Origin of the sequence: Nocardioides aquaticus (genome assembly GCF_018459925.1) — a bacterium.
In the GTDB taxonomy this organism is placed as follows: domain Bacteria; phylum Actinomycetota; class Actinomycetes; order Propionibacteriales; family Nocardioidaceae; genus Nocardioides; species Nocardioides aquaticus.
In genome coordinates this window covers 594,741-612,046 of record NZ_CP075371.1, presented here as the reverse complement: position 1 = coordinate 612,046, position 17,306 = coordinate 594,741, and the positions used below count along the sequence as shown (strand labels likewise).

At 74.8% G+C, this 17,306-nt stretch carries 16 protein-coding genes; 6 read left to right on the top strand and 10 right to left on the bottom strand.

What is annotated here, in order from left to right:
- Positions 1-39 precede the first annotated feature (39 nt).
- The 3 genes from ENKNEFLB_RS02995 to ENKNEFLB_RS02985 all read left to right on the top strand — a co-directional run bounded on the left by ENKNEFLB_RS02995 (position 40) and on the right by ENKNEFLB_RS02985 (position 2,229).
- Positions 40-798 (top strand): DUF3109 family protein, encoded by a 759-nt coding sequence (locus ENKNEFLB_RS02995; protein ID WP_214057836.1) that lies wholly within the window; start codon positions 40-42, stop codon positions 796-798.
- 67 nt (positions 799-865) lie between these two features.
- Entirely contained in the window at positions 866-1,501 is a 636-nt protein-coding gene (locus ENKNEFLB_RS02990; protein WP_214057835.1) for a VOC family protein, read from the top strand.
- A gap of 2 nt (positions 1,502-1,503) precedes the next feature.
- Positions 1,504-2,229 (top strand): methyltransferase domain-containing protein, encoded by a 726-nt coding sequence (locus ENKNEFLB_RS02985; RefSeq protein ID WP_338040941.1) that lies wholly within the window; start codon positions 1,504-1,506, stop codon positions 2,227-2,229.
- A gap of 53 nt (positions 2,230-2,282) precedes the next feature.
- Here ENKNEFLB_RS02985 and ENKNEFLB_RS02980 read toward each other — a convergent pair whose 3' ends face one another.
- On the bottom strand, positions 2,283-3,320 hold the full coding sequence (locus tag ENKNEFLB_RS02980) for a LacI family DNA-binding transcriptional regulator (protein WP_214059295.1): 1,038 nt from the start codon (positions 3,318-3,320) through the stop codon (positions 2,283-2,285).
- 279 nt (positions 3,321-3,599) lie between these two features.
- On the opposite strand from ENKNEFLB_RS02980, the gene radA reads away from it, so the two are divergent.
- Positions 3,600-5,066 (top strand): DNA repair protein RadA, encoded by a 1,467-nt coding sequence (radA, locus tag ENKNEFLB_RS02975; protein ID WP_214057834.1) that lies wholly within the window; start codon positions 3,600-3,602, stop codon positions 5,064-5,066.
- 78 nt (positions 5,067-5,144) lie between these two features.
- Positions 5,145-6,227, top strand: a complete 1,083-nt coding sequence (gene disA / locus ENKNEFLB_RS02970) for a DNA integrity scanning diadenylate cyclase DisA (protein ID WP_214057833.1) — start codon at positions 5,145-5,147, stop codon at positions 6,225-6,227.
- A gap of 51 nt (positions 6,228-6,278) precedes the next feature.
- Here the strand turns inward: disA and ENKNEFLB_RS02965 are convergent, their stop codons facing one another.
- Positions 6,279-7,130 carry a hypothetical protein gene (locus ENKNEFLB_RS02965; protein ID WP_214057832.1) on the bottom strand — a complete coding sequence of 284 codons (852 nt, stop codon included), beginning with the start codon at positions 7,128-7,130 and terminating at the stop codon, positions 6,279-6,281.
- Positions 7,131-7,197: 67 nt separating this feature from the next.
- Between ENKNEFLB_RS02965 and ENKNEFLB_RS02960 the strand changes: the two genes are divergently transcribed.
- Positions 7,198-8,064 (top strand): HhH-GPD family protein, encoded by an 867-nt coding sequence (locus tag ENKNEFLB_RS02960; protein WP_214057831.1) that lies wholly within the window; start codon positions 7,198-7,200, stop codon positions 8,062-8,064.
- A gap of 129 nt (positions 8,065-8,193) precedes the next feature.
- On the opposite strand, the gene ENKNEFLB_RS02955 is transcribed toward ENKNEFLB_RS02960, so the two are convergent.
- From ENKNEFLB_RS02955 to ENKNEFLB_RS02920, 8 genes are all read right to left on the bottom strand, one after another.
- Complete coding sequence (locus tag ENKNEFLB_RS02955) at positions 8,194-10,800, bottom strand: ATP-dependent Clp protease ATP-binding subunit (protein WP_214057830.1); 2,607 nt, start codon at positions 10,798-10,800, stop codon at positions 8,194-8,196.
- Positions 10,801-11,018: 218 nt separating this feature from the next.
- Positions 11,019-11,357 carry a histone-like nucleoid-structuring protein Lsr2 gene (locus tag ENKNEFLB_RS02950; RefSeq protein ID WP_214057829.1) on the bottom strand — a complete coding sequence of 113 codons (339 nt, stop codon included), beginning with the start codon at positions 11,355-11,357 and terminating at the stop codon, positions 11,019-11,021.
- 245 nt (positions 11,358-11,602) lie between these two features.
- Positions 11,603-12,394 carry a type III pantothenate kinase gene (locus ENKNEFLB_RS02945; RefSeq protein ID WP_214057828.1) on the bottom strand — a complete coding sequence of 264 codons (792 nt, stop codon included), beginning with the start codon at positions 12,392-12,394 and terminating at the stop codon, positions 11,603-11,605.
- Positions 12,391-13,308: a carboxylating nicotinate-nucleotide diphosphorylase gene (gene nadC, locus ENKNEFLB_RS02940; protein WP_246535812.1), complete on the bottom strand. Its 918-nt coding sequence runs from the start codon at positions 13,306-13,308 to the stop codon at positions 12,391-12,393. Before nadC ends, ENKNEFLB_RS02945 begins: the two co-directional genes overlap by 4 nt.
- On the bottom strand, positions 13,305-15,038 hold the full coding sequence (locus tag ENKNEFLB_RS02935; RefSeq protein ID WP_214057827.1) for an L-aspartate oxidase: 1,734 nt from the start codon (positions 15,036-15,038) through the stop codon (positions 13,305-13,307). The genes nadC and ENKNEFLB_RS02935 overlap by 4 nt, the downstream gene beginning before the upstream one ends.
- Before the next feature lie 9 nt (positions 15,039-15,047).
- Positions 15,048-15,470 carry an aspartate 1-decarboxylase gene (gene panD, locus ENKNEFLB_RS02930; RefSeq protein ID WP_214057826.1) on the bottom strand — a complete coding sequence of 141 codons (423 nt, stop codon included), beginning with the start codon at positions 15,468-15,470 and terminating at the stop codon, positions 15,048-15,050.
- Entirely contained in the window at positions 15,470-16,372 is a 903-nt protein-coding gene (panC, locus tag ENKNEFLB_RS02925; RefSeq protein WP_214057825.1) for a pantoate--beta-alanine ligase, read from the bottom strand. The genes panD and panC overlap by 1 nt, the downstream gene beginning before the upstream one ends.
- Positions 16,369-17,301 (bottom strand): Rossmann-like and DUF2520 domain-containing protein, encoded by a 933-nt coding sequence (locus ENKNEFLB_RS02920; protein WP_214057824.1) that lies wholly within the window; start codon positions 17,299-17,301, stop codon positions 16,369-16,371. The genes panC and ENKNEFLB_RS02920 overlap by 4 nt, the downstream gene beginning before the upstream one ends.
- Positions 17,302-17,306 lie beyond the last annotated feature (5 nt).

The following is a 17,306-nucleotide window of genomic DNA, read 5'->3' as shown; positions in this document are numbered from 1 at the left end:
CCCCCCTCGCCCCGCTCCCCCGCGTCGTAGGCTCCAGCGGTGCCCGAGGTCGACCTGGTGTTCCCCCGCGCGTTCGTGGAGTTCGAGAACCCCGAGGACGCGGGCGAGGTGCTGCGCTGCGACCTGACCTGGCTGACGTCGCGCTACCGCTGCATCTTCGGCTCGGGCTGCGCGGGGATCTTCGCCGACGCCCCCGACGTCGGCTGCTGCACCCTCGGCGCGCACTTCTCCGACGAGGACGACGAGACCCGTACGGCCGGGTTCGTGGCCCAGCTCGACGAGCGGCTGTGGCAGCACCACCCCGGACGCGAGGTCACCGAGGCCGACTGGGTCGAGGTCGAGGACGACGCCCGCAAGACGCGCGTGATCGAGTCGGAGGGCCAGCGCGCCTGCGTCTTCAGCAACCGGCCGGGCTTCGCCGGCGGCGCCGGCTGCGCGCTGCACGCCCTGGCGCTGGAGCAGGGCCGCGAGCCGCTGGAGACCAAGCCCGACGTGTGCTGGCAGCTGCCGATGCGGCGCACGTTCCGCGACGTCGAGCGCGCCGACGGCACGGAGTACCTCGAGGTCACGATCGGTGAGTACGACCGTCGTGGCTGGGGCCCCGGCGGGCACGACCTCGACTGGTACTGCTCGGGCAACACCGAGGCGCACGACGCGCCGGAGCCGGTCTACGTGACCCACGCCCCGGAGCTGGTGGCGCTGATGGGGCGCGGCGCCTACGACGCGCTGGTCGGGCACTGCGAGACCCACCTCGCGGCTCGTCCGCGGCTCGCGCTGCACCCGGCCGACCCGGCCTGACGTCTCGACGTCAAGACACCGGGACCCCGGTGTCACGCCTCCACGCGACTGTGCGCACAATCTCGTCATGCGCCTGGACCACGTCTCGTACGCAGCAGGACCCGATGGCCTCGAGGCCACGGCGGACCGCATCGGCGACCTGCTGGGCGCCACGTTCCTCGACGGCGGCATCCACCCCCGCTTCGGCACCCGCAACATGGTGCTGCCGCTGGCGGACCGGACCTACCTCGAGGTCGTCGAGGTGCTCGACCACCCGGCCTCGGACAAGGCGCCGTTCGGCCAGGCCGTGCGCGCCCGCTCGATGCTCGGCGGCGGCTGGCTCGGGTGGGTCGTCGCGGTCGACGACATCTCCGAGGTCGAGGCGCGCCTGGGTCGTCCCTCGGTGGCCGGCAACCGGCACCGCCCCGACGGCGTCGAGCTGCGCTGGCACCAGATCGGCGTGACCAGCCTGATGGGTGACCCCCAGCTGCCGTTCTTCGTGGCCTGGGAGACCCCCGAGCTGCACCCCGGCGCCGAGAGCGACGGGCGGTTCTCGCTGGCCTGCCTCGAGATCGCCGGTGACCCGCAGCGGGTCAGCGAGTGGCTCGGTCAGTCCGTCGAGCAGCCCCTCGAGGACGTCAAGGTCGACTGGGTCGCCCCCCACGGCACCCCCGGCATCCTCGCGGCCCACGTGCAGACGCCCACCGGGCTCGTCCGCATCTGAGCGTGCTCCCCGGAGCGGTGCCCAGCCCGAACATCTGGCGCCACACCGACACCTACGAGACCGAGAACCGCGCCGCCGACCCGGACGGCCGGCTCTGGCAGGCGATGCGGGACGCCCTCACCGAGGGCGGGCGCGGCGGGTTCGCCGGCCGCACGGTGCTGGACCTCGGCTGCGGCACCGGCTTCCACCTGCCCCGGCTCGCCGACGAGGTCGGCCCCGGCGGCAGCGTGGTCGGCGTCGAGCCGCACCCGTCCCTGGTCTCGCTGGCCCGCCGGCGGGTCCGGGGGCTGCCGCGCGTCGACGTCCGCGAGGGCGTGGCCCAGGAGGTCCCGCTGCCCGACGCCAGCGTCGACGTCGTCCACGTCCGCTGGGCCTACTTCTTCGGCCGCGGCTGCGAGCCCGGCCTGGTCGAGCTGGACCGGGTGCTGCGCCCCGGCGGCACCGCCCTGGTCGTCGACAACGACGGCGCCCGGTCGACCTGGGGGTCGTGGTTCCGCCGCGGCTACCCCCACCTCGACCCGCCCGAGGAGACCGAGCGCTTCTGGACCACCCGCGGCTGGACCCGGGTCGGGGTCGACATGGGCTGGCGCTTCGCGTCGCGCGCCGACCTGGAGGCGGTCGTGCGGATCGAGCTGCGGCCCGAGGTCGCCGACGCCGTGCTGGCCGGGCACGACGGCCTCGAGGTCGACTACGCCGTCAACCTCTGGGTCAAGCACCAGCCGAGATGACGCTCGCGGACAGCCGAGGTGACGCTTGCGGCGCCGCGAGTTGACGCTTCCGGTCAGCTGGAGCCGCGGACGCTGAGCGTCGGGGTGAGCAGCAGGCCGGGCTCCGGGCGCGGCTGGTGCGTCATCACGCCCTCGAGCGCGCGGACCACCTCGACGGCCACCTGCTCCAGCGGCTGGCGTACCGAGGTCAGGCCGGGCAGGACCAGCTGCGCGGCCTGGGAGTCGTCGAAGCCGACGACCGCGACGTCACGCCCGGCGACCAGGCCGCGGTCGGCCAGCGTGTGGAGCACGCCGACGGCCAGCGTGTCGGAGGCGCACACGAACGCCGTGGGACGGGCCTCGTCGAGGAGCACGGCGCTGGCCCCGCGCCCGCTGGCCACGGTGTCCTCGACCCGGGAGGCCAGCCCGGTGGTGGGCAGCCCGCGGTCGCGCAGGCCGCTGCTCCAGCCCGAGCGACGGTCCTCCCCGATGGTGGAGTCCTTGCGCCACCCGATCCAGGCGATCCGCTCGTGCCCGCGGTCGAGGAGGTGCTCGGTGGCCAGGCGGGTCCCGGCGGCGCCGTCGACGTCGACCCACGGGTGCGGCGCACCCGGGTCGTCCCACGGCCGGCCGAAGGCGACGAACGGGGCGCCGCGCTCGTCGAGCAGCCCGGCCTGGGGGTTGCCGAGGTAGGTGTCGGTGACCACGAACGCGTCGACGGCCGTGGCCCGCAGCAGGTCGTCGTACCCGGCGAGCGGGTCGGTGCGGTCGACGGCGTCGAAGAGCAGCACGTGGTAGCCGGCACCGCGCGAGGCCTCGACCAGCGAGTGCACGAAGCGGTCCATCGTGGCCTCGGCGGTGCCCTCCAGGTGGGGGCTGATCCGCAGGCCGAGCAGGTGCGAGGAGCGGGTACGCAGGTTGCGCGCGGCGCGGTTGGGCAGGTACCCCAGCTCGGCGATGGCCGCCCGCACCCGCTCGAGGGTGTCGGGGCGCAGGAGCTCGGCGTTGTTGACCGCGTTCGACACCGTCTGGCGCGAGACCCCGGCCCGCTCTGCGACGTCGGCGAGGGTCGGCGGCGACCCGGGCAGCCTGCCCGGCACGCGCTCCGGCATCCGGCCCACGGCGCACTCCTTTGATCGTTCCAAGCAGCCTAGCGCCCGCCCCCGCCCGGTCCGCTCCCTCCCTGGGTGTGATCCCTGCAGCCACCTCCCTTGCCCGGACCCGGACGTGTCACGAGAAGCAGGTCCTGGCGCCCTCCAGACCTGCTTCTCATGACATCGGGTCCCTGACCGGGCACGAGGGCCACGCCCACGTCGCCCGCCGTCGTCGCGCCCGCACCGGCCTGGGGAGGGAGCGGGAGCGGTGTCGGCGCGATCGCCTAGGTTGCGGGGATGGCCAAGTCGAGCACCCGCGTCCGCGCTCTCTACCGCTGCAGCGAGTGCGGGTGGGAGACGGCCAAGTGGGTCGGGCGCTGCGGGGAGTGCCAGGCCTGGGGGTCGGTGGCCGAGGCTGCCGCCGCACCGGCACGCGCGACCGCGGCGACGCCCGTGACGACGCCGGCGGTGCCGATCGGGCAGGTCTCGGTCACCGAGTCGGCCTTCCGCAGCAGCGGCGTCGACGAGCTCGACCGCGTGCTCGGCGGCGGGCTGGTGCCCGGGGCGGCGATCCTGCTGGCCGGCGAGCCCGGGGTCGGCAAGTCCACGCTGCTGCTCGAGGTCGCCGCGCGCACGGCCTCGGCCTCGGCGACCGGTGGCGCGCGTCGCGTCCTCTACGTCACCGGCGAGGAGTCCGCCTCCCAGGTCCGGCTGCGCGCGGACCGCACGGGCGGTGTCCACGACGAGCTCTACCTGGCGGCGGAGACCGACCTGGGCGCCGTGCTGACCCACGTCGAGCAGGTGCGTCCGCAGCTGATCGTCGTCGACTCCGTGCAGACCATCGCCGCGCCCGGCACCGAGGGGGTGCCCGGCGGCGTCACCCAGGTCAAGGAGGTCGCGGCCGCCCTGATCCGGGTGGCCAAGACCCGCAACATCACCACCGTGCTGGTCGGTCACGTCACCAAGGACGGCTCCATCGCCGGACCCCGCGTGCTGGAGCACCTCGTCGACGTGGTGCTGCACTTCGAGGGCGACCGGGAGAGCAGGTTCCGGATGGTGCGCGCGATGAAGAACCGCTTCGGCCCGGTCGACGAGGTCGGCTGCTTCGACCTGTCGGCCACCGGCATCCGCGCGGTCACCGACCCCACCGGGCTCTTCGTCGAGGACCACCACGGCCGGGTCTCGGGCACCTGCGTGGCCGTGACCATGGAGGGGCGCCGGCCGCTGCTGGCCGAGGTGCAGGCCCTGGTCACCCCGTCGGCGCTCGAGCGTCCCCGACGCACCGTCTCGGGCCTCGACGGCTCCCGGATCGCCATGGTCCTCGCGGTCCTGCAGCAGCACGCCAAGGTCATGCTCCACCACCACGACGTCTTCGCCTCCACCGTCGGCGGGGCGCGGCTGTCCGAGCCGGCCAGCGACCTGGCGGTGGCAGCAGCCGTGGTCTCGGCCACCACGCTCACCCCGCCGCCGGTCGGCGTGGTCGCGATGGGCGAGATCGGGCTGGCCGGGGAGCTGCGGCGGGTGCGCGACCTGGAGCTGCGCGTCGCGGAGGCCGCGCGGCTGGGGTTCAAGATGGCCGTGGTCCCGATGGAGCCCGGTTCACGCCGTACGCCGCGGCGCGACGCGGCGCGGATGGTCGACGGCCTGCGGGTCGTCGAGGCACCCGACGCCGTGTCCGCGCTGCGGCTGATGGGTCTGCTCGGCACGCCCCGGCTGACGCTGACCAGCGCCGACGAGGCCACCCCCGCGCAGCGTCCCCGATGACCCGGGCCATGTCCTAGACTCCGTGCACCGGCCCGCGCCCGGACCCACCGCCGCGGCACCACGAAGGGGAGCACCACCGTGCCCACGGACCGTCCCGACGCTGCCACCCGCCTGCGGGAGACGCTGGCGCTGATCGCCCCCGGGACGCCCCTGCGCGACGGCCTGGAGCGGATCCTGCGCGGGCGCACCGGCGCCCTGATCGTGCTGGGCTCCGACGACGTGGTGCGCTCCATCGCCACCGGCGGCTTCGAGCTGGACGTCCCGTTCACCTCCACCGGGCTGCGCGAGCTGGCCAAGATGGACGGCGCGATCATCGTCGACACCGACATCACCCGGATCCTGCGCGCCGCGGTGCACCTCATGCCTGACCACACGATCAGCTCGGACGAGACCGGCACCCGCCACCGCACCGCCGACCGCGTGGCGCGCCAGACCGGCTTCCCGGTGATCTCGGTGTCCCAGTCGATGCAGATCATCGCCGCCTACGTCGACGACAACCGCTTCGTGCTCGAGGACTCCGGCCAGATCCTGTCCCGCGCCAACCAGGCCCTGGCCACGCTCGAGCGCTACAAGATGCGGCTCGACGAGGTCTCCAGCACCCTCTCGGCGCTCGAGATCGAGGACCTCGTCACGGTGCGCGACGTGGCCGTGGTCGCCCAGCGCCTGGAGATGGTCACCCGGATCGCCCGCGAGATCGAGGGGTACGTCCTCCAGCTCGGCACCGACGGCCGGCTCCTCGCGCTCCAGCTGGACGAGCTGGTCACCGGCGTCGACGTGGAGCGCGGCCTGCTGGTGCGCGACTACGTCTCCGCCACCCGGGGCGACCGGACCCCGCGCGAGCTGCTCGACGACCTCGAGGCGCTCTCGGCGACCGACCTCGTCGACCCGGCCGCGACCGCCGCCGTCCTGGGCCTCGGCGGCAACGAGCACCTGGACGGAGCGGTCACCCCGCGGGGCTACCGGCTGCTCGCCCGCGTCCCTCGCCTCTCCCCCGCCGTGGTCGAGCGGCTCGTCGACCACTTCGGGTCCCTGCAGAAGCTGCTCTCGGCCGGGGTCAGCGACCTGCAGACCGTCGACGGGGTCGGCGAGCTGCGGGCCCGCGGCGTGCGCGAGGGGCTCTCCCGCCTGGCCGAGTCGACGATCCTCGAGCGCTACGTCTGAGCACCATCTGAGCGCGACGTCTGAGCGCCGCCTGAGCGCCGCTGGGCGCCGTCAGTCCTGCTGCGCCCGCTCGGCGCGCTGCCCGGCCCGGCGGTCCTGCGCGTCGGCGTCGTCCTGCGCTGCCTCGTCCTGCGCCGCCTCGGCCTGCTCCGCGACGATGTCGCGCGGGTCGACCAGCTCGAACTGCACGTCGTTGGGCTCACCACCCAGCGAGGACGCGATCACGTGGTAGTAGCCGGGCGCGGCGTACGGCGTGGTGCTCGGGCAGTCCTCGGCCGAGCGCTTGGCGTCCCAGACCAGGGACGTCGTGGTGGTGCTGTCCGAGCGGACGGTGAGGGTGGAGCGGTCCAGTCGGCCCGGGCACTGCCGGCTGGACCAGACGTCGTCGTCGCCGGAGGTGATCTTCACCGTCAGGTGCGCCGGGCCGGTCTCCCAGGTGCACGCCTCGGTGGCCACGGTACGCAGGTTCAGCAGGACGCTCACGTCGCTGCCGGCCACCGCGCCCTCGACCACGGGCGTCACGACGACGTCGGCGTCGGAGCACCGGCCCTCGGGCTCGGGCAGCGGCGCGGTGGCGGCCTTGCGGGCCGCCCGCTCGGTCGCGCGCTCGGCCGCCCGCTCGGCGGCCTCGGCCGCCTCGGCCTCGGCCCGCTCCGCGTCGGCGGCGTCGACCTCGGCCTGGTCGGCGGCGCTCATCGTGGGCCCGGCGCTGGGCGACGGCCCCTCCGGCGTCGTCGCGGCGGCGTCGTCGGCCACGGTGGTCGCCGCACCCTGCTCGTCGCCGCCACCGCCACCGAGCGCGCGCAGCACCAGGACGACCAGCAGCAGGAGCACCGCGAGCACGACGAGCCGGCGGCGCCAGTAGACCCTGGGCGACAGCGGGCCTCGGACCAGGGAGCTCATGGGCGCACGCTAGCCAGCCCGGAGGGGGAGATCGTCGACGCCACACCGGGGGCCGACAATGGGCGTGATGAACGAGCTGCACGCCCCCGTCCTGGCCTGGTACGACGCCCACGCGCGGGACCTGCCCTGGCGCGAGCCGTCGGCGTCGGCGTGGTCGGTGATGGTCTCGGAGCTGATGCTCCAGCAGACCCCGGTGGCCCGGGTCCTGCCCGTGCACGCCGCCTGGCTCGAGCGCTGGCCGACCCCCGCCGACCTCGCCGCCGAGCCGACCGGGGAGGCCGTGCGCGCGTGGGGACGCCTGGGCTACCCGCGCCGCGCGCTGCGGCTGCACGCCGCGGCGAGCGTGATCGTCGCCGAGCACGGCGGGGAGGTCCCGACCTCCCACGACGTGCTGCTCACGCTCCCGGGGGTCGGGGAGTACACCGCGGCGGCGATCGCCACCTTCGCCTTCGGCCAGCGCCACGTCGTGCTGGACACCAACGTGCGCCGGGTCCTGGGCCGCGTGGTCGGTGGCGTCGAGCTGCCGGGCGCGTCCCTCACCCGGGCCGAGCGGGAGCAGGCGGCCGCGCTGCTGCCCGAGGACCGCCCGACCGCGGCGACCTGGTCGGTGGCGGTGATGGAGCTCGGTGCGCTCGTGTGCACCGCGGTGAACCCCCGCTGCGGCACCTGCCCGGTCGTCGACCGCTGCGCGTGGGTGGCCGCGGGCCGACCGGCGTACGACGGCCCACCCCGCCGCGCGCAGGCCTGGGCCGGCACCGACCGCCAGTGCCGCGGCCGGCTGCTGGCCGTGCTGCGCGAGGCCGAGGGGACGGTGCCCCTGGCCCGCCTCGAGCAGGCGTGGGCCGACGCGCCGCAACGCGTGCGCTGCCTGGCCGGTCTGGTCGCCGACGGGCTCGCGGTGCGTCTCGACGACGGCCGGCACGCCCTCCCCTGACCCGCCCCTGACCGGGCCCCGACCCAGGCCCGGACCCAGGCCTCGACCCGGGCCCGACCCGGGCCCGGACGCACCGGAGCCCCGGACCGCAGGGGTCCGGGGCTCCGGGGTGCTACCAGGTGCTGCCGGTCAGACCGGCGGGGCGGGCGGTGCGGTGGCGCCGGCCGCGCCGGGCTCGCCGTCGTCGCCGCTGCCCTTGGGCACGTCGCGGGGACCGAGGTCCTCGGACCCGCCGACCTCCGCACTCTCCAGCGGCGGGAGGTCGGGCAGCTCGCCGACCTTCTCGCCACGGAAGGTGAAGGTCGCCGTCGGGCCCTCGCCCTCGACGCCCACCAGGATGATCTGGCCGGGGCCGACCTCGCCGAAGAGCATCTTCTCGGCGAGCACGTCCTCGATCTCGCGCTGGATCGTGCGGCGCAGCGGCCGCGCACCGAGGACCGGGTCGAAGCCCCGCTCGGCGAGCAGGCGCTTGGCCGCGTCGGTCAGCTCCAGCTTCATGTCGCGGTCGCGCAGCCGCAGCTCCACGCCGGTGACCATGTTGTCGACCATGGCCACGATCTGCTCCTGCGAGAGCGGCGGGAAGACGATGGTCTCGTCGACCCGGTTGAGGAACTCGGGACGGAAGTGCTGCTTGAGCTCCTCGTTCACCTTGTTCTTCATCCGGTCGTAGGAACCGGCGGCGTCACCGGTCTGCGCGAAACCGAGACCCTGACCCTTGGCGATGTCTCGCGTACCGAGGTTCGTGGTCATGATGATGACGGTGTTCTTGAAGTCGACCACGCGGCCCTGCGAGTCGGTCAGGCGACCTTCCTCGAGGATCTGCAGCAGGCTGTTGAAGATGTCCGGGTGGGCCTTCTCGACCTCGTCGAAGAGCACCACCGAGAACGGCTTGCGGCGCACCTTCTCGGTGAGCTGGCCGCCCTCCTCGTACCCCACGTAACCGGGGGGCGAGCCGAACAGCCGCGAGACGGTGTGCTTCTCGCCGTACTCGCTCATGTCGAGCTGGATCAGCGAGTCCTCGTCGCCGAAGAGGAACTCCGCGAGCGTCTTGGACAGCCACGTCTTGCCGACGCCCGAGGGCCCGGCGAAGATGAACGACCCACCGGGACGCTTGGGGTCCTTGAGCCCGGCGCGGGTGCGTCGGATCGCCCGGGAGAGCGCCTTGACGGCCTCGTCCTGGCCGATGACGCGCTTGTGCAGCTCGTCCTCCATCTTGAGCAGCCGCGAGGACTCCTCCTCGGAGAGCTTCACGATCGGGATGCCGGTGGCCACCGCGAGGACCTCGGCGATCAGCTCCTCGTCGACCTCGGCGACGTCGTCCATGTCGCCGGCACGCCACTGCTTCTCGCGCTCGGACTTGGCCAGGATCAGCTGCTTCTCCTCGTCGCGCAGGCGCGCGGCGGCCTCGAAGTCCTGGCCGTCGATGGCGGCCTCCTTGCGGGTGCGCACCTCGCCGATCTTCTCGTCGTACTCCCGCAGGTCCTCGGGCGCCGTCATCCGGCGGATCCGCAGGCGCGACCCGGCCTCGTCGATCAGGTCGATGGCCTTGTCGGGCAGGAAGCGGTCGGAGATGTAGCGGTCGGCCAGGGTCGCAGCCGAGACCAGCGCCTCGTCGGTGATGGTGACCCGGTGGTGCGCCTCGTAGCGGTCACGCAGGCCCTTGAGCATCTCGATGGTGTGGGCGATCGAGGGCTCGGCGACCTGGATGGGCTGGAAGCGGCGCTCCAGGGCGGCGTCCTTCTCAAGGTACTTGCGGTACTCGTCGAGGGTGGTCGCGCCGATCGTCTGCAGCTCGCCCCGGGCCAGCATCGGCTTGAGGATGCTGGCGGCGTCGATGGCGCCCTCGGCCGCGCCGGCCCCGACGAGGGTGTGGATCTCGTCGATGAACAGCACGATGTCGCCGCGGGTGCGGATCTCCTTGAGGACCTTCTTCAGCCGCTCCTCGAAGTCACCGCGGTAGCGGCTGCCGGCCACGAGCGCGCCGAGGTCGAGGGTGTAGATCTGCTTGTCCTTGAGCGTCTCGGGCACGTTGCCGCGGACGATGTCCTGGGCCAGGCCCTCGACGATCGTGGTCTTGCCGACGCCGGGCTCCCCGATCAGGACCGGGTTGTTCTTCGTGCGTCGCGAGAGGATCTGCATGACCCGCTCGATCTCCTTCTCGCGCCCGATCACCGGGTCGAGCTTGCCCTCGCGGCCGTCCTGGGTCAGGTTGCGGCCGAACTGGTCGAGGACCAGCGAGGAGGACGGCGACTCGGCGCCGCCACCCGAGGTCGCGGCCGCGGCGGAGGACTCCTTGCCCTGGAAGCCCGAGAGCAGCTGGATGACCTGCTGGCGCACGCGGTTCAGGTCGGCGCCGAGCTTCTGCAGGACCTGCGCGGCGACGCCCTCGCCCTCGCGGATCAGGCCGAGCAGGATGTGCTCGGTGCCGATGTAGGAGTGGCCGAGCTGCAGCGCCTCGCGCAGGGACAGCTCGAGCACCTTCTTGGCGCGCGGGGTGAAGGGGATGTGACCGCTGGGGGCCTGCTGGCCCTGGCCGATGATCTCCTCGACCTGGGCGCGCACGGCCTCCAGCGAGATGTCGAGGCTCTCGAGCGCCTTCGCGGCGACTCCCTCGCCCTCGTGGATGAGGCCGAGCAGGATGTGCTCGGTCCCGATGTAGTTGTGGGAGAGCATGCGGGCCTCTTCCTGGGCCAGCACGACCACCCGGCGGGCTCGGTCTGTGAACCGCTCAAACATGCAGTGCTCCTCGGGGGCTTGAGGGGTGCCCGACCCGCCTGGGCTGACGGGTGGGCGTTCAGGACTATCAACCCCGTCCACAGCCTAGACGTTCCCTCCCACGGACCAAGGGTCGTCCGCCGACAGCGAACAAGCCCGCCCCGACGCGCCGGACCCCCGCGCGCACCGGGGTGCGGGCGGGGGTCCTGGGGTGGTGCGGGCCCGGGGGTCCGGGTGGGTCAGTGCGCGGCGTCGTACGCCTCGCGCACGTCGGCCGGGATGCGACCGCGGTCGGGCACCTCGTGGCCGGCCTCGCGCGCCCACTCGCGCACGTCCTTGGCGGCGGGGCCGCCGGCGGTGCTGCCGCCGGAGGCGGCCGACCGCTTGGTCGTCCGTCGTCCGGAGCCGACCTTGCGGGCGTGGCCCACGTAGGCCGAAAGGGCCTCACGCAGACCGGCGGCGTTCTCCTCGTTGAGATCGATCTCGTAGCTCTTGCCGTCGAGCCCGAAGGAGACGGTCTCGGAGGCGTCGCCGCCGTCGAGGTCGTCCTCGAGCACGATGTGGACCTTCTGCGCCATGGGGAATTCCTTGCTCTCTGCTCGGGGGTGAGCTGACGATCACATTCGTGGGCGCATTTCGATAAGCGCCCTGTCAATGCGAAGTTAGCACACCATTCTTCTGGCGCACCAGAAAGCAAGATCAGTTAGCGGACGACACCCGCGACCATTCTCCGGAATGTCTCGGAAAAGCGACGAAGGTCCCGGCGCCGACGCCTCCGCGATAAAGCGCAGGACGTGCCCGACAAGATGCCGGGCGGGGCGTTTCAGGCGAAAGGGGAATTGCGCGAGAACACCAGGCCGAGGCCCTCGAGCGCGAGGTGGGGGACGTGGTCGGTGAAGCAGGCGCACTCCCCCAGCACCACCGGCGCGAGGTGGCCCGTGGCGACCACCGCGACCTCGGTGACGGGCACGCCGAGCTCGGCCACGACGCGCGCGACCATGCCCTCGACCAGTGCCGCGCCGCCGAGGACGATCCCCGACTGCAGCGCCTCGACGGTGTTGCGGGCGATCGCGGTGCGGGGCCGGACGAGCTCCACCTCCCGCAGCTGGGCGCCGGAGCGACCGAGGGCGGCCGAGGCCACCTCCAGGCCCGGGGCGATCGCCCCGCCGACGTAGCGGCCCGCGGCGTCGAGGACGTCCACGGTGGTCGCGGTCCCGCCCAGGCCCACCACGACGGCCGGCCCGCCGAACCGGTGCGCCGCGGCGACCGCCCCGACGACCCGGTCGGTGCCGACCTCGCGCGGGTTGTCGGTCAGCACCGGCAGGCCGGTCCGGACCCCGGGCCCGACGACGACGTGCGGCACCCCGGCGACGTGCACACGGAGCATCTCGCGCCACTCGTGCAGGATCGACGGCACCGCCGAGCTGACCGCGACGCCGTCGAGGTCGCGCACCGTCGTGCCGACCCCGGCGAGCAGGCCGCGCAGCAGCACCGCCCACTCGTCGGCCGTGCGGCGCTCGTCGCTGGCGACCCGCCAGGTGGGACCGACCACCCCGTCCTCGAGCAGGCCCAGCACGGTGTGGGCGTTGCCGACGTCGACGGCGAGCAGGCTCACGACAGCAGGTCGAGTCCGAGGTCGAGGACGCCCACCGAGTGGGTCAGCGCCCCCACCGAGACGAAGTCGACCCCAGTCGCGGCGACCTCGGCCGCCCGGTCCAGGCTCATCCGTCCGGTGGCCTCCAGGGTCGCCCGGCCGGCGGTGACCCGGACCGCCTCGGCCATCGTGGCCGTGGTCATGTTGTCCAGCATCACGTGGGCGCACCCGGCGGCGAGGACCGCCACGAGCTGCTCGAGGTCGGTCACCTCGACGTGGACGACGAGGTCGGGGAAGCGGGCGCGCACGGCCTCGTAGGCCGCCACCACACCGCCGGCGGCGAGCACGTGGTTGTCCTTGACCATGGCCGCGTCGGCCAGCGAGAACCGGTGGTTGGTGCCGCCGCCGCAGCGCACGGCGTACTTCTGCAGGGCGCGCAGCCCCGGCAGCGTCTTGCGGGTGTCGAGCACACGCGTGCCCCCGCCGCCCTCCGCGAGCGCGTCCACCCAGCGCGCCGTCGTGGTGGCGACGCCCGAGAGGTGGCAGGCGAGGTTGAGCGCGGTCCGCTCCCCGGTCAGCAGGCCGCGCACGGGGCCGGCGACCTCGAGCACCCGGTCGCCGGGCTCGACCCGGGCGCCGTCCGCGGCGCGGTGCAGGACCTCGACGTCGTCACCCAGGACGTGGCGCCAGACCAGCTCGGCGACCGCCAGCCCGGCGACGACGCCGCCGTCGCGCGACCCGATCACCGCACGGCCCCGCGCGCCGTCGGGCACGGTGGCCGCGCTGGTCACGTCGTCGGCGACCGGCCCGCCCGCGAGGTCCTCGTCGACGGCGGCCACCACCAGGGCGTGCACCGCGCGGGGGTCGAGCCCCGCGGCGGCCAGCTCCTCGCGCAGGCCGACCGGGAGGTCGTCGTACGCCGGGCGTGCGATCACGGCGCGACCCCGACCACGGGGACCGCCGGGAGCGGCCCGGTGTCGCTGGCCGGGGCCGGTGCCCAGGTGCTGCCGAGCACGCCCGAGCCGTCCAGCCGGAGGTCCACGTGGCCGGCGAAGCGTGCGTCGTCCCGCTCGGGGTGGTCCTCGCGCCAGTGCGAGCCGCGGGTCTCCTCGCGCACCGTGGCGGCGGCGACCAGGGCGCTGCTGACGGTGACCAGGTTGGTGGCCTCCCAGGCGTCGACGCCCAGCGCGGTGGCCGGCCGGTCCGCCAGGCCGTCCAGCACGTCGGCGGCGACGGCCAGCCCGGCGGCCGAGCGGAGCACCCCGGCCCGGGCGGTCATCGTCTCCTGCAGCACGCCCCGCACGTCGCCGTCGACCGCGCCCGCGGCGCGCGGGTCGTCGGCCGGGTCGCTCCAGGGGCGCAGCTCGTCGGGGAGGACCTCGGCGATGCGGCGGGAGAACACCAGGCCCTCGAGCAGCGAGTTGGAGGCCAGCCGGTTGGCGCCGTGCACCCCGGAGCAGGCCACCTCGCCGGTGGCGTAGAGGCCCGCCACGTCGGTACGCCCGTGCAGGTCGGTGCGGACGCCGCCGGAGGCGTAGTGGCAGGCGGGGGCGACGGGGAGCAGCTGCGTGGCCGGGTCGACGCCGTGGCGGCGCGCGGTGGCCAGGATGGTCGGGAAGCGACGCTCCCAGAAGGCCGCGCCGAGGTGGCGGGCGTCGAGCCAGACGTGCGGGCTGCCCTGCTCGTACATCCGGCGGGTGATCGCCTTGGCGACCACGTCGCGCGGAGCGAGGTCGGCCAGCTCGTGCACCCCGGTCATGAACCGGTCGCCGGCGTCGTCGACGAGGAACGCGCCCTCGCCGCGGACGGCCTCGCTGACCAGGGGCTGCTGGCCGCGGGAGCCCGGCCCGAGCCACATCACGGTCGGGTGGAACTGGACGAACTCGAGGTCGCGCAGGGTCGCTCCGGCGCGCAGCGCGAGCGCCACGCCGTCACCGGTAGACACCGAGGGGTTGGTGGTCTGGGAGAAGACCTGCCCGAGGCCGCCGCTGGCCAGCACCACCGCCCGGCAGCGGACCGCGCCGACGCCGTCGCGCTGCCCCTCGCCCATCACGTGCAGGGTCACCCCGGCGACGCCCCCGTCCGCGGCGCGCTGCAGGTCCAGGGCCAGGGCGTGCTCGACGACCTCGATCCCGGGCGCCAGGTCCACCGCCGCGGTCAGCGCCCGCTGGATCTCGGCGCCGGTGGCGTCACCGCCGGCGTGCGCGATCCGGTCGCGGTGGTGGCCGCCCTCGCGGGTCAGCGACAGGACCCCGTCGGGGTCGTGGTCGAAGACGGTGCCGAGCGCGATCAGCTCGCGGACGGCCTCCGGGCCCTCGGTGACCAGCGCGTGCACGGCCTCGCGGTCGCAGGCCCCCGCACCGGCGACGAGGGTGTCGAGGAGGTGCTCTGCCGGGGTGTCACCGGGGCCGAGGGCCGCGGCGATCCCGCCCTGCGCCCACTGCGTGGAGCCGGCCGACAGCACGTCCTTGGTCACGAGCAGGACCGTCCCCCGGCCGGCCAGCCGGGCACGCAGGCGCAGCGCGGCGGTCAGCCCGGCGATGCCGCTGCCGACCACGACGACGTCGGCGGAGGTCGTCCAGCCCGGCTCGGGTGCCGCCAGCCTGGCGGGGACCCCCGGGACGGGCCCGGCGACCGGTGGCACGCGTACGGGGCCCGTGGTCATCGCCTCAGGCTACTGCCGGGCCGCGACGAGGTCGCCGCGCACCAGCCCGCTGCCGACCGGCGCATCGGCGGGGTCGGCGCCGGTGGCGACCAGCCGGTTGTCCTCGTCGACGAAGACCACGTGCGGGCGGAGCTCGCGCGCCTCCTGGGTCGTCATCTGGCCGTAGGCGATCAGGATGACCAGGTCACCGGGGTGCACCAGCCGGGCCGCCGCCCCGTTGATGCCGAGCACGCCGCTGCCGCGCTCGCCGGCGATCGTGTAGGTCTCGAGCCGGGCCCCGTTGGTGATGTCGACGATGTGCACCAGCTCGCCGGGGAGCAGGTCGGCGGCGTCCAGCAGGTCCTCGTCGACGGTCACCGAGCCGACGTAGTGCAGGTCCGCCTGGGTCACGGTCGCGCGGTGGATCTTGCTCGTCATCATGGTGCGCAGCATCAGCCGCTCCGTTCGCTCGGGGTGCCCAGGACGGCGGGCAGGTTGTCGATCAGTCGGGTGCTGCCGACCCGCGCGGCGATCAGCACCCGGCAGGGCGTGCCGGCGGCGGGGTCCTCGGGCAGCGGCTCGAGGTCGGGTCCGGCGATCTCGAGGTAGTCCAGGTCCACGCCCGGCGAGGCGCGCAGCTCGGCGCGGGCCGCGTCCAGCGCGGCGCGGAGGCCGTACGGCGCCTCGCCCACCGCGGCGTGCAGGGTGCGCGGCAGCGCGGTGGCGGCCTCGCGCTGCTCGGCGTCGAGGAACCGGTTGCGGCTCGACAGCGCCAGCCCGTCCGGCTCGCGGACCGTCGGGGCGCCGACCACGTCGACGCCCAGGCAGAGGTCCAGGACCATCCGTCGCACCAGCACCAGCTGCTGGTAGTCCTTCTCGCCGAAGACGGCCACGTCGGGCCGGACCAGGCCGAGCAGCTTGGCCACCACGGTCAGCACGCCGCGGAAGTGGGTGGGGCGGGTCCGGCCCTCCAGCCGCTCGGCCAGCGGGCCCGGCACGACCGTGGTCATCCCGGTGACCGGGTCGGGGTCGGGCCCGCCCGGGTAGACCTCGGCCACCGACGGCGCGAAGACCAGGTCGGCGCCCTCGGCGGCGCAGACCTCGAGGTCGGCCTCCAGGGTCCGGGGGTAGCGGTCGAGGTCCTCGCCGGGCGCGAACTGCAGGGGGTTGACGAACACCGACACCACCACCGGGCCCGCACCCGCCCTCGCCCGCGCCTCGCGCAGCAGGCTGGCGTGCCCGGCGTGCAGGGCGCCCATGGTCGGCACCAGCGCGACCTTCGCCCCCGACCGGCGGGCCGGGGCCAGGGCCTCCTGCAGGGCGGCGCGGGTGGTGAGGACCTGCGGTCGCGTCACCGCGCGTCCCCGGCGGCCGGGTCGGCCACCCCGGAGCGGTCGGCGGCGACGGCCGCGTCGAGGACCTGCCCCAGGGCGTGCGCCCGCAGCGGGACCAGGCGGCCGTCGGTGACCGCGCGGGCGACGGTGGCGCGGGCGAGCGCGACGTACGACCCGAGCGCCTGGGGCGCCGAGGCGCCCAGGTCGGCGAGGTGGGCGGTGACCGTGCCGACGTCCCCGCGGACGATCGGCCCGGTGAGGGCCGCGTCGCCGTCGGCGAGGGCGTTGTCGAGGGCGGCGCCGAGCAGCGGGCGCAGGGTGCCGGCGGGGTCGTCGACCCCGGCGGCGGCCAGCATCTCCATCGCCTCGGTCACCAGCGTGACGAGGTGGTTCGCGCCGTGCGCCAGTCCCGCGTGGTAGAGCGTGCGCATCTCCTCGGGCACCCACGTCGGCCGGGCGCCGAGGTCTGCGACCAGGGCCTCGGCGACCTCGCGCTCGGCCGGTCCGCTGGTCAGGCCGACCACGCAGCCGGTGAGCCGGTCGAGGTCGAGCCGGGTCCCGGTGAAGGTCAGCGCGGGGTGCAGCGCGAGCGGTCGGGCGCCGACGGCGCGGGCCGGCTCCAGGACGGCCAGGCCGTGCCGGCCCGAGGTGTGGGCGACCAGCTGGCCCGGGTGCAGCGCCCCGCTGTCGGCCAGCACGCGCACCACGTTCGGCAGCATGTCGTCGGGCACGGTCAGCAGCAGCAGGTCGCAGGCACGGGCGGCCGCGCTGGGGCGCTGCGGCTCGAGACCGGGCAGCAGGTCGGTGATCCGGGCGCGCGACGCGTCGGACTCACCGGCGACCGCGACGACGCGGTGACCGCTGGTGTGCAGACGGGCTGCGAGGACGGCGCCGACGCGACCAGCGCCGACCACGCCCACCCGCAGGCCCCCGCCGGGGAGGTGCGACATGGTCC

What these genes read in the sequence shown, in the direction of transcription:
- radA (WP_214057834.1), top strand. Translation starts at nt 3,600, where the DNA reads ATGGCCAAGTCGAGCACCCGCGTCCGCGCTCTCTACCGCTGCAGCGAG.
- ENKNEFLB_RS02955 (WP_214057830.1), bottom strand. Translation starts at nt 10,800, where the DNA reads ATGTTTGAGCGGTTCACAGACCGAGCCCGCCGGGTGGTCGTGCTGGCC.
- ENKNEFLB_RS02950 (WP_214057829.1), bottom strand. Translation starts at nt 11,357, where the DNA reads ATGGCGCAGAAGGTCCACATCGTGCTCGAGGACGACCTCGACGGCGGC.
- panD (WP_214057826.1), bottom strand. Translation starts at nt 15,470, where the DNA reads ATGCTGCGCACCATGATGACGAGCAAGATCCACCGCGCGACCGTGACC.
- ENKNEFLB_RS02920 (WP_214057824.1), bottom strand. Translation starts at nt 17,301, where the DNA reads ATGTCGCACCTCCCCGGCGGGGGCCTGCGGGTGGGCGTGGTCGGCGCT.
- ENKNEFLB_RS02960 (WP_214057831.1), top strand. Translation starts at nt 7,198, where the DNA reads ATGAACGAGCTGCACGCCCCCGTCCTGGCCTGGTACGACGCCCACGCG.
- ENKNEFLB_RS02965 (WP_214057832.1), bottom strand. Translation starts at nt 7,130, where the DNA reads ATGAGCTCCCTGGTCCGAGGCCCGCTGTCGCCCAGGGTCTACTGGCGC.
- ENKNEFLB_RS02980 (WP_214059295.1), bottom strand. Translation starts at nt 3,320, where the DNA reads ATGCCGGAGCGCGTGCCGGGCAGGCTGCCCGGGTCGCCGCCGACCCTC.
- ENKNEFLB_RS02935 (WP_214057827.1), bottom strand. Translation starts at nt 15,038, where the DNA reads ATGACCACGGGCCCCGTACGCGTGCCACCGGTCGCCGGGCCCGTCCCG.
- ENKNEFLB_RS02990 (WP_214057835.1), top strand. Translation starts at nt 866, where the DNA reads ATGCGCCTGGACCACGTCTCGTACGCAGCAGGACCCGATGGCCTCGAG.